Genomic DNA, 14283 nt, shown 5'->3' on the forward strand with positions numbered 1-14283 from the left:
TCAGCGACGGAGCAGCGACTTCTGACGATCCATGAAGTTCGCGTGGTATTTCCCCAGCATGTTCACCGCCTCGTTGACGAAGACAGGATGCGTTTCGGGTACGAACTCGATTGTTGGCGACTTCCCGTTGCGCCTCAGGCGCGCGTAGACTCGTCCGGCTTCGTCCCTCAACTCTTCCGGCATTTCCGGCTTCGGCCTGTCCCCATCGGAGAGCCGATCGAAGACCAGTTGGAAGCGCTGGTCGGTGTCGGCGGCGCGGAATTCCGAAGAAGCGATCTCCTCCTCTGCCGCGACGCGCGCGTCCACTTTATCAAGCAGTGCGCCGATCGCCATCCAGCGGGCGCGGCCGGCCCTGGGTGCCGGACCGATGGCGCGCGCGACGTTGTGCGGTACGCTGTCGGCGACCTGTAGGAGACGGGAGAGCTCGCTCTTCTGCACCGCAAGCGCATCGCCGATCACCTTGCGGTCGAAACCGCGTGCGGCAAGCGCCGCAGCGAAAAGCGCCCGCTCGATGAAGGAGAGGTTGCGCCGCTCGGCATTTTCCTTGCCCTGGGCCAGCACCAATTCGTCGTCGGAAAGCGGCCGGACGATCGCCTTCACCTGGAGCTCGAGCCGGCGCACCGCCTTCAGGCGACGATGACCATAGGCGGTCTGGTAATGCCCTTGCTTGTCCGGATGCGGGCGGACAAGGATCGGAGATTGCTGCCCGTTCTCGCGAATGCTCTCGACGAGCGCCACAAAATCCGGATCGTCGACTTCGCCGTCGGTCAGGCGATCTTCGATGAAGGAGGCTTCGACGAGCGCCGGATCGAGCGAAACGACGCGCTCGCCCGCCGTCAGCGCCTCGCGAAGTGCGCGCGCCTCCTCCGCCTCGCGGGTGATGCTGCCGAGTGAAAGCCCCATGGCCTTGACCGCGCCGGAGGCCGCGCGTGGCGGAGTCGGGGCGGGCGTGCTTCTGTTGACAGGTGTCAACTCGGCCGGGTCCGCAGAAGGCTCACCCGCGGCCTGTGGAGAGGCCGGAGCCCCACCCATGAACAGCGCCCGCAATTCGTTCTTCCGGTTGTTGCCTGCCATCTTTTAGCGCCCCCACGCCGCGTGAATGAGAGCCTCGATCTCGCCGTTGACGGCATTGAGCGACTCGATTGCCCGGTCATAGGTGGCGCGGGTGAAGTTCTCCCGGCCCACCTCGTAGAGCGTCTGCTTGGTGAGCCCCGCATCGGAGATCGCCGTCGACTTGACCATCGACGAGGTCAGCACCCGATCGCCGAAGAGCGAGCGCATGAAACCGACGATCTGCGCCTGCGGCCCGTCATTCGGCTCGAAGCGGGTGACGAGATAGCGCAGGAAGTCGAAATTGAGCTCGCCGCCGGCCTCGCGCACGACGCTCAGCAGGTCCGAGGTCATGTAGAGGAACTGGTTCATCGAGGCGACGTCGAGCATCTGCGGATGCACGGTGACGATGACTGAGGTCGAGGCGCAGAGCGCCGAGAGCGTCAGATAGCCGAGCTGCGGCGGGCAGTCGATGACGACGACGTCATAATGATCGGCGACGCTTGCGAGCGCCGTCTGCACCCGGGCGAAGAACAGGGGCCCGGCATCCGAGCCGCTCTGACGGGCGCTCAAGGCCTGCGGCGTCGTGTGTTCGAATTCCTGCAGCTCGAGATTGCCCGGCACCAGGTCGAGCCCGTCGAAATAGGTCTCGCGGATGATCTCTCGCAGCGGCCGCGCCTCGGCGTCATAGCGGATGGCGCCGTAGAGCGTGTCGTTGCCGGTCAGGTCCAGCTCCGGCTGGTAGCCGAAGAGCGCCGAGAGCGAGGCCTGCGGATCGAGGTCGACGGCCAGCACCCTGTGGCCGGTCAAGGCAAGGTACTGGGCCAGATGAACCGACGACGTCGTCTTGCCGGAACCGCCCTTGAAGTTGGTGACGGAAACGACCTGCAGATGCTCGCCGCGCCTGGTATCGCGCCATTTCAGGTAGCCGCGCGCCTTGGCGCCGTTGCCCTTGGCAAGCGCCTGTTCGGCAAGATGGCGGCGCAGCGCGTTGATGTCGGAAAGCGAATAGGAGCGACGCCCGCCGGCGCCGGTATCGGGCTGGGGCCCCTCGCCCGCAAGCGAGAGTTGCCGGAGATAGCCGTCAGAAACGCCGATGAGTTTTGCGGCCTCGCCGGAGGTGAAGCTTCTGAGCGTCTTCCTCGCCAAAGGCGGGAACAGCCGGTCGCGCATGGCTTTCAACTGCTCCGAAAGCGCCCGCGCATCCGCCGCAATCGCCTCGTCCGCTGACCTGCGAAGGCCCTGGCCGGCCGTCGCCAACTCGCCGATTGCGCTTGCGGCTTCGGCCGTCGAACCCGTCATGTCCATCGCCAAATCCCCCCATACCTACGGCGCCGCGCACCCTTTCGGACGTGCGAAGGCCGCCGTGAACTCTTTGAATCGGCGCAGTGGCAAAAGACGACGAAGCCTCTTCGCCGGCCGCACAACTGCGCCCGCCGCCATTCCTTACAGTGCAATCGCTGAGCTACGCTGAGTTTCGGAATATGCGATCTGTTCCGTTAGAGGAATGATTCATCCTCTGATTCGCGTCAAGCCATTTCTCAAGGATTGGACGTTTGCAGCGCCGCGTCTTTTCGGACGCGCAAAGACCGCTGTAAATTCTAGGCCCGAATTTCGAGCTGATGCGCTAGCGGTTCGGCGGCGCGCGGCCGTATAGCAACAGCATCACGATGATGACAACGCCGTAGACGATCTGACGGCCGGCCTCCGGCATCTGCATGACGGAGAGGATCGATTGCAGGAGCGTGATCAAGATGACGCCTGCGACCGTCCCGTAGTAGGAGCCGCGGCCGCCGAGGATGGACGTGCCGCCGAGCACGACCGCCGCGACGGACGGCAACAGATAGGGATCCCCCATCGCCTGCGCAGCCTTGGACGCATAGCCCGCGAGCAGCACGCCGCCGAAGGCGCTCAAGGCGCCAGACAAGGCGAAAGCCATCATGACCACCCGCCTTGTGCCGATGCCGGAGAGAAAGGCTGCGCGCTCGCTGTTGCCGATGCCGTAGACGGCGCGACCAAAAGCGGTCCGCGTCAACAGGAACACCATCGCCATGCTGACTGCGAGCCAGACGAGGATGGCATTGGGCAGGCCCGGAACGATTGCGCCGGTTGCAAGCCACCTGACGGCGGGGGGCGCCGAATCCTGAGGCGAGAAGCCGCCGGTGTAGACGACCATCAGCCCCTGTGCGACCACATTGGACGCAAGCGTCACAATCATCGAAGGGATGCGCAGAAAGGCGACGCCGACGCCGTTCAAGAGACCGAAGGCGACGCCGCAGAGAACGCCGGCGGGAATGGCGACAACGGCTCCCATGCTGCCGAGCCCGGCCGCGGCGCAGGCCATCATGGCGCCGCTTGTCATCACCCAGGGAACCGACAGATCGATATGCCCGAGAAGGATGACGACCATCATCCCGGCGGCCACGACGCCGAGAAAAGACGCGACCTTGAGCTGTTGCAGCAGATAGTCCGGTGATAGAAAGTTGCTTGAATAGAGGCTGCCGAGCGAAAGGAGAAGCAGGATGCAGCCGAAGGCAGTCAGCACGGCGGGATCGGCGCGCCGAAGAAGACCGGGAAGGCGCGCCCGGATCGAAATTCGGCTTTCGGACGTCTCGCTCATTGGAACCAGTCCAGCCGGTTACGGACACGCAGGAGCGCGAGCGAGCCGATGCTGACCGCGATCAAAAGCACGATGCCCTGAAGAAGCGGCTGCCACAGCGGGTCGACGTCGAAGGCAAACAGCATGTCGCCAGTGGTGCGCGCCGCAAAGGCGCCGAAGATCGCCCCCACCGCGCTGCCGCGACCGCCATAGAGCGACACCCCGCCGAGCACGACTGCGGCGATCGACCACAGCGTATAGGCATTGCCGCTGGCATAGGCCGCTTCGCCAGTATAGGTGAAGAAGGTGAGGAACAATCCCCCCATTCCCGCGAGCAGTCCGCCCAGGAGATAGGCGGCAAACTTGCCGCGCCGGATCGGCATGCCGGACATGAAGGCCGCTTGCTCGGAAGAGCCTGCCGCATAGGCAGCCCGGCCCACGATCGATCTTTTGAAGGGCAGCCAGACGATGAGGACGACGGCGGTCAGCGCAACCAGGCTCGAGGGTACCACCCCGAAAAGCCGACCGGTCAGCGCGTCGGCAAGAGTCTCGTTGACGGAGCCGCCTGGAAAAGGCCGAAGCAGGAGCGCCAGGCCGAAATAGACGGCTCCTGTCGCGATCGTCGCGACGATCGGCTGCAGACGTCCGTAGATCACGAGAAGGCCGTTGATCGCGCCGCAGAGCGCCCCGACCAATAGCACCGCTGCGACGCCGAGAGCCGTAGGCACGGCCGCGCCGACGACGATCCAGGAGGCAATGCAGTTGGTGAGCACGAAGATCATGCCGACCGACAGGTCGATGCCGGCGGTGATCACCACCAGCGCCTGTGCCATGGCGACAAAGGCAAGCAGCACGCCCTTGTTGGCAGCGGTGTGAACGACATTCGCGGTGAACCCGGCCGGGTGGTTGGCGACATAGACGGCAAACATCACAAGGAAAAGCGCGAGCCCGGTCAGCGTCCCGCGCTGTTCGTTCAGCCAATAGCGCCACTCGTTCATGCCGCTGTTCCCTCCTGACCTTCGTCGACATTGAGGGCGCTGGCGATAAGCGCGCGTTCGCTGATCTCACCGTCCTTGAGTTCCCGCACGATGCGGCCGTCGTAAAGAACCAGCACCCGGTCGCAGCAGCCGATCAGCTCGTCGTAGTCCGTCGAATAGAAGACGATCGCCGCCCCGACCTCCGCCAGCCGCCGCAACAGCTGATAGAGCTCCTGCTTTGTGCCCACGTCGATGCCGCGCGTCGGGTCGTTGAGCAGAATGATCCGCGGCTTTCGCATCAGCCATTTGGCAATCACAACTTTCTGCTGATTGCCGCCGGAAAGCGCGCCGACGGGCACGTCGAGGCCGGCGGTCTTGATCTCCAGCAGCCGCACCATGTCGTTGATCAGTTGCCCTTCCCTCTTCCGATCGATGATGCCGCCGGCGGAGATCTGGTCGAGCGCCGCGAAGGAAAGGTTCTCCCGCACGGTCATCGGCAACATCAAGCCCTCCGTCTTGCGGTCCTCGGGGATGAGCGCCATGGAGAGAGGCGGTTTGCGCGCCTGCGTCGGACTGCTGATCGTCACCGGCCGACCGTCGACGAGCACCGAGCCGCTCATTCCGCGCAAAACCCCGAAGAGGGCGAGAAGAAGCAGCCGCTGGCCCTGGCCCTCAAGCCCGCCGAGGCCGACGACCTCTCCCTCGGCGACCGAGAACGAGATATCGCGCAGCCGATCGCCCCAGCCGAGATTTCGGCATTCGAGCACCGGCGCCTTCGCGGTCACAACCGCCCGCCTGTGTCTTGCGGGAAAGACGTTGCTGTATTCGCGCCCGATCATCATCTGGACGATTTCGCTGTTGCTGTGGCTCCCGGCCGGGAAGGTCGCGACATTGCGACCGTTGCGAAAGACCGTGCAGGTATCGGCAAGCTCGGTGATCTCGTGCATGCGATGCGAGATATAGAGCAGCGCAAGGCCTTCCTGACGCAACCGCTTCAGAACCGCGAAGACCTTCGCGACATCGCTCGCCGTAAGCGCCGAGGTCGCCTCGTCGAGTATGAGCACCCGCGGCTTCGAGGCAAGCGCTTTGGCGATCTCCACCATCTGCCGGCGTGAGAGCGGCAGATCCTTGACGGCTGCGCGCGGATGGATGTCATCGGCGCCGGCTCGCGCCAGGGCCTCCTCCGCGAGAGCGCGCTGGGCACGCCGGTCGATCAGGCCGAAACGGTGGGGAGGGTTGGAAATGATGATATTGTCGGCGACGCTCAGGTCCGGGATCAATGAAAGTTCCTGGAAAACGCAGGCGATCCCTGCCGCCGCAGCCTCGGCCGGCGAACGAAACGTGACCTCCCGGCCATCAAGCAGCATCCGACCCTCGTCCGTCGCCACGACCCCGGCCATGATCTTGATGAGCGTCGACTTGCCGGCACCGTTCTCGCCGAGAACCGCATGAATTCGGCCCGGCGCAACTTCGAGATGGGCATTCTCAAGGGCGCGGACCCCGCCATAGCGCTTCGATATGCCTTCCATGCGGATGAGCGGGGACGGTGTCTCTGCTGCGATCATCGGGTGCCTCGGACCGAATTGTCAGTGCATGCCGCACCGCAGAAGGCGCGGCATGCGCATCGTTCAAAGGGGAGAAGCTACTGGTTCTCCTTGGTCTGACCCATGATCTCCTGGGCCGTGAAGTTGATGCCGCAGGTCGGGAAGGCATTGCCGACAAAGAAGTTGTCGGACTGGTCCGGATAATAATCCTGGCCCTCCTTGAAGTTCGGATCTTCGACGATCGCCAGCGGCAGCTTGATCGACTGCGGCACCACCTCGCCCTCGAGGGCCGCAATCGCCGTCTTGATGGCGACCGCGACCTGGGCCGGGCCGGTGCCGGCCGACGAGCACTTCAGTCCCTCGTCCGCGTGCTTGGCGCAGAACTTCCGGAATCCGTTTTCCGTCTCCCCGCCGAACGGAACGAAAGGATGACCGGCGTCGATCAGCGCCTGTACCACGCCGGTGTCGCCACCCTGCGCGGTAATGCCGTCGAATTTCTTATGGACGGCGATCGCATCCGCAGTCGCCTTTTGCGCTGTCGGATCGTCCCACTTGCCGAGCACCTCGACGACATCCCATTTCTTGCCCGTGGCGGCGAAAGTCTCCTGGATGCCGTTGTGGCGATCGGTATCGACAGAAGTGCCGGGCACGCCGCGCACTTCGAGGATCTTGCCGCCTTCCGGAAGGTGCTTGGCGAGCCAATTCGCCCAGAGCACGCCGAGGCCTTTCTGGTCGACATTGACGTTGATGGCGTCCTCGGTGTCGAGGACGTTGTCGAACGCGACCAGCACCACGCCCGCTTCCTTGGCCCGCTTGATGACCGGCCCGAAGGCGGTGGGGTTCTGCGCATTGACGATGATCGCGTCATAGCCGGAATCGATGAAATTGTTGATCGCCGAGATCTGCGCCGGGACGTCCTCGCCCGTGGACACGACCTTGAACTCCTTGAGCTTGGCCGCAACGTCCGGCTGTGAGGCATAGGCCTTGGCTGTCTGGATCATCTGGATGCGCCAGGTATTGGCGATATAGCCATTGGCGAGTGCGATCCGGTACGGCCCCTCCTTTTTCGGAAACTTGAAGAATTTGGTCTCGGGCGTCCACGGAGCGAAGCACTCCGGATCGGCCGAAGGGCCGGCGACGATTTCAGGCTCTGCGGTGGCGGTGGTGGATAGAAGTGCGAATGCAGCGGCTGTGAGAATGCCGCTGACGAGCGTTCCGGTCATCGAATTCCCTCCCGTTATGTCATTCTGCGATCGGCATCGATCGGATGCCCGCGGCGATCATCCGTCGCAGACACGTCTGCCGGCTGGAGCGGACAAGGCAAGCTCCACCAACGGCGCAAATCATCGATACGCAAGTCCAGTGACGCCCGACAGGCTCCTCCCGAGGGCGTCATGGCGAAATCGTAGCGCTACCAATATCTTGTGTAAAGCGACGGCTGCGGCCAACGAAGGACGGAGCGTAACGCCTGTCGAATTTGAATGGGCGCGGTCGCGGCCGCGCCTTCCGAGGAGTTCTCCTCAGCCTTCGCGTCCGGGTCTCTGAGGCGGGTTGAATCGATCGAGGAAAGCCTCGATCGAGCCGCGGCCGAACCGCATGAGGCGGCGCCGGACAAGGATGGACATGACCCGGGCGGCGGTGGAGAAGGTCATCTCGTCCAGTGGCCCTGAGCCGCGCCAGGGCTTCGTGAGCTGATCGGTAATGATACCGAGCATGTTGGCGGGCAGAATATCCGTGCAGGGCCTCATCCATTCGAAGACGGCGCTGATCGGGAGAACCTTGCCCTCGAAGGTAACGATCGGCTCCGGCATGTCTTCTTCCCAATCGTCATAGGCTTCAAGAGCATCCCTGAAGAGGGTCTGAAGCGTGATCGGGGCATGCCCTTCGTAAAGCTCAGGCAGGAAATTCGTCATTGTGTCTCCTCCAAGGGGTGAGGCCGGAAACGCGAATGGCCAATTCTGTCCGCAATAACGGATTGTGATGCTCTTTCACAAAGCGTGCGCAGTATGGTTCAAAGCTCGCCCCGGCGCAAACGCAATCGGCCGCAAAGCCGGTTTACAAGGGGAGAGCCGCCCCGCGGCAAACGCGCACGGGCCTCAAACCATTGAAACGGCACTTCGAATCCCGGCCTGTGGAAAACGCGACTATACAGTCAGATGGCGGCGCGCCTCCGGCGTATCCAGCGTCTCCGCCGGCCCATCATGCACGAAGGAGCCGCGATCCATGATGTAGACGTGGTCGGCAAGCTCGCGGCAGAAGTCGAGATATTGCTCGACGAGCAGGATCGCCATGCCGGTCGATTCCTTCAAATATCTGATCGCCCGGCCAATATCCTTGATGATCGACGGCTGGATACCTTCGGTCGGCTCGTCGAGCACAAGGATCTTCGGGCGGGTGACGAGCGCGCGGGCGATCGCAAGCTGCTGCTGCTGGCCGCCGGATAAATCGCCGCCGCGCCGCGCCAGCATCGACTGAAGAACGGGAAACAGGCTGAAGATGTCTTCGGGGATCGAGCGATCTGCCCGCTTCAGTGGCGCATAGCCGGTCTCCAGATTTTCCTTCACCGTCAACAGCGGAAAGATCTCGCGCCCCTGCGGCACATAGCCGACGCCCAGCTTGGCGCGGCGGAAAGGCGCCATGCCGCCGAGCACCGTGCCATTGAAGGCGACCGTGCCGGAAGTCACCGGATGCTGACCGGTGATCGCCCGAAGCAGGCTCGACTTGCCGACGCCGTTGCGCCCGAGCACGCAGGTGATCTTGCCCATTTCCGCCGTGAAGGAGACGTTACGCAGCGCCTGGGCGGCGCCGTAGTGCAGATTGACGTTCTCGACCTTCAGCATTGCATAGAAATCCTTCCGCTCATCGGCCGAGATAGTTCTCGACCACCTTCGGATCGTTACTGACGAAATCGATCGAGCCCTCGGCCAGCACCGAACCTTCCGCGAGGCAGGTGACTTTGACACCGAGCTCGCGGACGAAGCCCATGTCATGTTCGACCACGACGACGGAGCGCGTCCTGGCGATCTCCTTGAGCAGGATCGCGGTTTCCGCCGTCTCCGCATCGGTCATGCCGGCGACCGGCTCGTCGACGAGCAAGAGCTCCGGCTCCTGGGCGAGCAGCATACCGATTTCCAGCCATTGCTTCTGGCCATGCGAGAGATTGGCGGCAAGATCGTCCCGGCGCGCGGTCAGCCGCACGGTCGAAAGGATTTCCTCGATCCGGGCCCTGTCCTCGCCGGTGAGCCGATAGAACAGCGTGGCGAAGACGCCGCGGCGGCGGTTCAACGCCAGTTCGAGATTGTCCCAGACCGTGTGGTTTTCGAAGACCGTCGGCTTCTGGAACTTGCGGCCGATGCCGAGCTGGGCGATTTCCGCCTCGTCCTTCTGGGTGAGGTCGATGTCGCCCCTGAAATAGACCTCGCCCTCGTCCGGCCGCGTCTTGCCGGTGATGATGTCCATCATCGTCGTCTTGCCGGCGCCGTTCGGCCCGATGATCGCCCGCAACTCCCCCGGCTCCACAATAAAGGAGAGCGAGTTCAGCGCCTTGAAGCCGTCGAAGGAGACGGAAACGCCATCGAGATAAAGCAGGCTCCTGGGTTTCTTCTCGGTCATGACGATTACTCCGCAGCCATCGGTTCGGCGGCCGCAAGGCCCCCTTCCACATCCCCGTTCTGCCTCCGGGCCATCGCGCGAGCGGCGCGCCTTCGCGCGATGAAGTCCTGCGCGGTGCCGACCACGCCCTTGGGCAGGAACAGCGTCACCAGAACGAACAGTCCGCCGAGCGCAAAGAGCCAGAATTCGGGAAAGGCGGCGGTGAAGATGCTTTTTCCGCCATTGACGAGGATCGCGCCGACGATCGGGCCGATCAGGGTGCCGCGGCCGCCGACAGCCGTCCAGATGACCACCTCGATCGAATTGCCGGGGGCGAACTCGCCGGGATTGATGATGCCGACCTGCGGCACGTAGAGGGCGCCGGCGACCCCCGCCATCATCGCCGAGACGGTGAAGGCAAAAAGCTTCATGTGCTCGACCCGGTAGCCGAGGAAGCGGGTGCGGCTTTCCGCATCGCGCAACGCAACCAGCACCTTGCCCAGTTTCGAGCGCACGATGCCCGAAGCGATGACGAGCGAGATGGCGAGCGCCAGGGCCGAGGCCGCAAAGAGGGCGGCACGGGTGCCGTTCGCCTGGATACTGAAGCCGAGAATGTCCTTGAAGTCCGTCAGGCCGTTATTGCCGCCGAAGCCCATGTCGTTCCGGAAGAAGGCGAGCAGCAGCGCATAGGTCATCGCCTGGGTGATGATCGAGAGATAGACGCCGTTGACGCGCGAGCGGAAGGCGAACCAGCCGAAGACGAAGGCGATGAGACCCGGGACGAGCAGGACCATCAGCGCCGCGAACCAGAACATGTCGAAGCCGTACCAGAACCAGGGCAGTTCCTTCCAGTTGAGGAAGACCATGAAATCCGGCAGCAGCGGGTCACCATAGGAGCCGCGGGCACCGATCTGGCGCATCAGGTACATGCCCATGGCATAGCCCCCGAGCGCGAAGAAGGCCGCGTGCCCGAGAGAGAGGATGCCGCAAAAGCCCCAGACGAGGTCGAGCGCGAGCGCCAGCAGCGCATAGGTCAGATACTTGCCGAAGAGCGAGACGAGGTAGGTCGGGACATGCAGCGGATGATCCGGCGCCGTCAGGAGGTTGAGCGCCGGCACGAGAACGGCGAGTGCTATGAGGATCGCCACGGCAATGACGATCGTCCGGTCCAGTGATTTGACGAGAAACGAGGTGATCATGCTTCCACCGCCCGGCCCTTGAGTGCGAACAGCCCGCGCGGCCGCTTCTGGATGAAGAGGATGATCAGCACGAGCACGAGGATCTTGCCGAGCACGGCCCCGGCATAGGGCTCCAGGAACTTGTTGAGGATGCCGAGAGAGAAGGCGCCGACCAGCGTGCCCCAGAGATTTCCGACGCCGCCGAAGACCACGACCATGAAGCTGTCGATGATGTAACCCTGGCCGAGATTTGGCGAGACGTTGTCGATCTGCGAGAGCGCGACCCCCGCCATGCCGGCAATGCCGGAGCCGAGCGCGAAGGTGAGCGCATCGACCCACGGCGTGCGGATGCCCATCGAGGAGGCCATGCGCCGGTTCTGCGTCACCGCCCGCATCTGCAAGCCTATCGGCGTCTTCTTCAGGAGGAAGAGCAGCGCGGCGAAGACGGCGAGCGCGAAAACGATGATCCAGAGGCGGTTCCAGGTGATCGTCAGCCCGCCAAGTTCAAAGGCCCCGGACATCCAGGAAGGATTGCCCACCTCCTGATTGGTCGGACCGAAAATGGTGCGGATCGCCTGCTGCAGGATAAGCGACATGCCCCAGGTGGCAAGCAGGGTCTCGAGCGGGCGGCCATAGAGAAAGCGGATGACGCCGCGCTCCATCGCCAGTCCGACGGCGCCGGTGACGAGGAAGGCGAGCGGCAGCGCGATCGCCAGCGACCAGTCGAAGAGACCGGGAAAGGAACCGCGAACGACATCCTGGACCAGAAAGGTCGTGTAGGCGCCGAGCATCACCATCTCGCCATGCGCCATGTTGATGATGCCCATGACGCCGAAGGTGATGGCAAGGCCGATCGCGGCGAGAAGCAGCACCGAGCCGAGGGAAAGCCCATACCAAACGTTTTGCCCGGCCGCCCACAGCGCCTGCGTCTGCTCGAGGCCAGCAATGGCCGCCTCGATGTCCGGCTTCAAGGCCTCGTCTGCCGCACCGAGCGACGAGGACAGGACGGAGAGCGCGTCGCGCCCGCCGCCTTCCTTGAGCGTCTGAACCGCCCGCCGCTTCTCCTCGACCGTCCGGTCGGAGATCAGGAGGGACGTGGCGCGTGCCTGCTCGAGCAGGGCGCCGACCTCGGCATCCTTCTCGGCGGCAAGCGCATTCTCGATGGCGTCGAGGGCATCGGCATTCGGCGATTGCAGCACCGACTGCACCGCTTTGAGGCGTGCATTGCGGTCCGGGCTCATGAGCGTCAGGCTGCCGAGCGCGGTGCGCACCGCACGGCGGATGCCGTTGTTGACCTTGACCTTCGAAAGGGACGCCTTCGGCGCCTCACCGGCACTTTCTCCGGACACCGGGTCGGTGAGCGTGAGCTTCGAACCGCTCCCCGTCGTCAAGAACACCTGGCCATCCGCCTTGCGCACATAGAGATCACCCTCGCCGAGCGCTTCGAGGATCGGCACGACCCTCGGGTCGCCGGTCTTCGCCAGCGCCGCTATGTGCTCGTCCAGGTCGGAGAGCTTGGCCTCACCGAAGGCGTTCACCAGTTCGCGCAGCCCCTCCTCGGCTCGAGCCCCCGGGGCAGCTGCGGCAATGAGGAACACGGCTACCAGCATGGATAGGAAGATGCGGTACATTCGCCTCTCGCTTCGTCAGTTCAGAGCGGATGGAACGGTAGGCTCCTGCCCATCCCGCCCGCCTTCGCGTCGCCCGACCGATCACGTCCTGCCTTGCAGTGCGTGCGTCCTTCGGCAGCCAAAGTCCCTCCGTCCGGACGCATTCGGACGGAGGGTTTCCGGGGGTCGTTTCGTCTTGGAAATGTCTCACAGGAAGCGGCCGGAACGCCGGCCGCCCCCCTCGAACATCTCTTTCGTCACGAAGACCCGGCCTGAGCCTCGCGGATCAGGAGCCCTTGCCGCCGCACTTGCCGGTGGCGACGTTGAAGTTGCCGCAGGACATCGGTGCGCGCCAATCGGAGATCAGGTCCTTCGAGTCCGGCAGGTAGTCCGACCATTCGTCGCCGACGACGAGGCCGGGCGTCTCCCAGACGGTCTCGAACTGACCGTCCGCCTGGATCTCGCCGATCAGCACAGGCTTGGTGATGTGGTGGTTCGGCATCATCGTCGAATAGCCGCCCGAAAGGTTCGGCACGGAGACGCCGATCATCGCGTCGAGCACGGCGTCGGTGTCGGTGGTGCCGGCCTTCTCGACCGCCTTCAGCCACATGTTGAAGCCGATATAATGGGCTTCCATCGGATCATTGGTGACCCGCTTGTCGTTCTTGGTGAAGGCCTTCCAGGTTTCGATGAACTCGGCATTGGCCGGATTGTCAACCGACTGGAAATAATTCCAGGCGGCCAGGTGCCCGACGAGCGGCCCGGTGTCGAGGCCGGCAAGCTCTTCCTCACCCACCGAGAAGGCAACAACCGGGATGTCTTCGGCCTTGATGCCCTGGTTGGCGAGTTCCTTGTAGAAGGGCACGTTGGCGTCGCCATTGATGGTCGAGACGACGGCGGTCTTCTTGCCGGCCGAGCCGAACTTCTTGATATCAGAGACGATCGTCTGCCAGTCGGAATGGCCGAAGGGCGTGTAATTGATCATGATGTCCTCGGGCTTGACGCCCTTGGAGATCAGATAGGCCTCGAGGATCTTGTTGGTCGTGCGCGGATAGACATAGTCCGTGCCGGCGAGCACCCAGCGCTCGACCTCTTCGTTCTCCATCAGATAGTCGACGGCGGGGATCGCCTGCTGGTTCGGCGCAGCACCCGTATAGAAGACGTTGCGCTGGCTTTCCTCACCCTCGTACTGGACGGGATAGAAGAGGATCGAATTCAACTCCTCGAAGACCGGCAGTACGGATTTGCGCGACACGGAAGTCCAGCAGCCGAAGACCGCCGAAACCTTGTCGACCGAGATCAGCTCGCGCGCCTTCTCGGCGAAAAGCGGCCAGTCCGAGGCCGGGTCGACGACGACCGCCTCGAGCTTCTTGCCGAGCAGTCCGCCCTTCTTGTTCTGCTCGTCGATCAGCATCAGCATGGCGTCTTTCAGCGTCGTCTCGGAGATCGCCATGGTTCCCGAAAGCGAATGCAGGATGCCGACCTTGATCGTGTCCTCGGCGGCAAAGGCGCCGTTGAACGCAGTCGTCGAAAGGACGGCAGCGATAAATGCGCCGGTGACGCGTGCCTTGATAGTCATCTGATTTGAACCCCTCTAGTTCTGGTCGCCGCAACGGAGTGCTCGTTCTCCTTGGCCGTTGGGGATCATCCGACGTCGGGACTGCACTGCACATACGTCATTCTACGTAGACGTCGGGGGGAAGAAGGAACATCGCACGGCCCGTAGCGAAAGGC

General features: G+C 63.6%; 12 protein-coding genes. All 12 read right to left on the reverse strand.

The window, feature by feature from the left end:
* The 12 genes from repB to urtA all read right to left on the reverse strand — a co-directional run bounded on the left by repB (position 1) and on the right by urtA (position 14128).
* Positions 1 to 1074: a plasmid partitioning protein RepB gene (repB, locus tag EKH55_RS18380; protein ID WP_069461012.1), complete on the reverse strand. Its 1074-nt coding sequence runs from the start codon at positions 1072 to 1074 to the stop codon at positions 1 to 3.
* A 3-nt stretch (positions 1075 to 1077) separates the two neighbouring features.
* A complete protein-coding gene (repA, locus tag EKH55_RS18385; RefSeq protein WP_151612245.1) occupies positions 1078 to 2358 on the reverse strand; it encodes a plasmid partitioning protein RepA in 1281 nt (426 codons plus the stop codon).
* A 319-nt stretch (positions 2359 to 2677) separates the two neighbouring features.
* Positions 2678 to 3670 carry an ABC transporter permease gene (locus EKH55_RS18390; protein ID WP_151612247.1) on the reverse strand — a complete coding sequence of 331 codons (993 nt, stop codon included), beginning with the start codon at positions 3668 to 3670 and terminating at the stop codon, positions 2678 to 2680.
* Entirely contained in the window at positions 3667 to 4647 is a 981-nt protein-coding gene (locus EKH55_RS18395; RefSeq protein ID WP_151612249.1) for an ABC transporter permease, read from the reverse strand. The genes EKH55_RS18390 and EKH55_RS18395 overlap by 4 nt, the downstream gene beginning before the upstream one ends.
* Positions 4644 to 6191 (reverse strand): sugar ABC transporter ATP-binding protein, encoded by a 1548-nt coding sequence (locus tag EKH55_RS18400; protein ID WP_151612251.1) that lies wholly within the window; start codon positions 6189 to 6191, stop codon positions 4644 to 4646. Before EKH55_RS18400 ends, EKH55_RS18395 begins: the two co-directional genes overlap by 4 nt.
* 77 nt (positions 6192 to 6268) lie before the next feature.
* Positions 6269 to 7393 (reverse strand): sugar ABC transporter substrate-binding protein, encoded by a 1125-nt coding sequence (locus tag EKH55_RS18405; protein WP_151612253.1) that lies wholly within the window; start codon positions 7391 to 7393, stop codon positions 6269 to 6271.
* 297 nt (positions 7394 to 7690) lie between these two features.
* Entirely contained in the window at positions 7691 to 8083 is a 393-nt protein-coding gene (locus EKH55_RS18410; protein ID WP_069461007.1) for a BRA0787 family protein, read from the reverse strand.
* A 231-nt stretch (positions 8084 to 8314) separates the two neighbouring features.
* Complete coding sequence (gene urtE / locus EKH55_RS18415; RefSeq protein ID WP_151612255.1) at positions 8315 to 9010, reverse strand: urea ABC transporter ATP-binding subunit UrtE; 696 nt, start codon at positions 9008 to 9010, stop codon at positions 8315 to 8317.
* A 19-nt stretch (positions 9011 to 9029) separates the two neighbouring features.
* Complete coding sequence (gene urtD / locus EKH55_RS18420) at positions 9030 to 9782, reverse strand: urea ABC transporter ATP-binding protein UrtD (protein ID WP_151612257.1); 753 nt, start codon at positions 9780 to 9782, stop codon at positions 9030 to 9032.
* A 5-nt stretch (positions 9783 to 9787) separates the two neighbouring features.
* On the reverse strand, positions 9788 to 10960 hold the full coding sequence (gene urtC, locus EKH55_RS18425) for an urea ABC transporter permease subunit UrtC (RefSeq protein WP_151612259.1): 1173 nt from the start codon (positions 10958 to 10960) through the stop codon (positions 9788 to 9790).
* Positions 10957 to 12570: an urea ABC transporter permease subunit UrtB gene (urtB, locus tag EKH55_RS18430; protein ID WP_151612261.1), complete on the reverse strand. Its 1614-nt coding sequence runs from the start codon at positions 12568 to 12570 to the stop codon at positions 10957 to 10959. The genes urtC and urtB overlap by 4 nt, the downstream gene beginning before the upstream one ends.
* A gap of 265 nt (positions 12571 to 12835) precedes the next feature.
* Positions 12836 to 14128 carry an urea ABC transporter substrate-binding protein gene (urtA, locus tag EKH55_RS18435; RefSeq protein ID WP_151612263.1) on the reverse strand — a complete coding sequence of 431 codons (1293 nt, stop codon included), beginning with the start codon at positions 14126 to 14128 and terminating at the stop codon, positions 12836 to 12838.
* Between the last annotated feature and the right edge of the window lie 155 nt (positions 14129 to 14283).

Source organism: Sinorhizobium alkalisoli, assembly GCF_008932245.1.
Classification (GTDB): domain Bacteria; phylum Pseudomonadota; class Alphaproteobacteria; order Rhizobiales; family Rhizobiaceae; genus Sinorhizobium; species Sinorhizobium alkalisoli.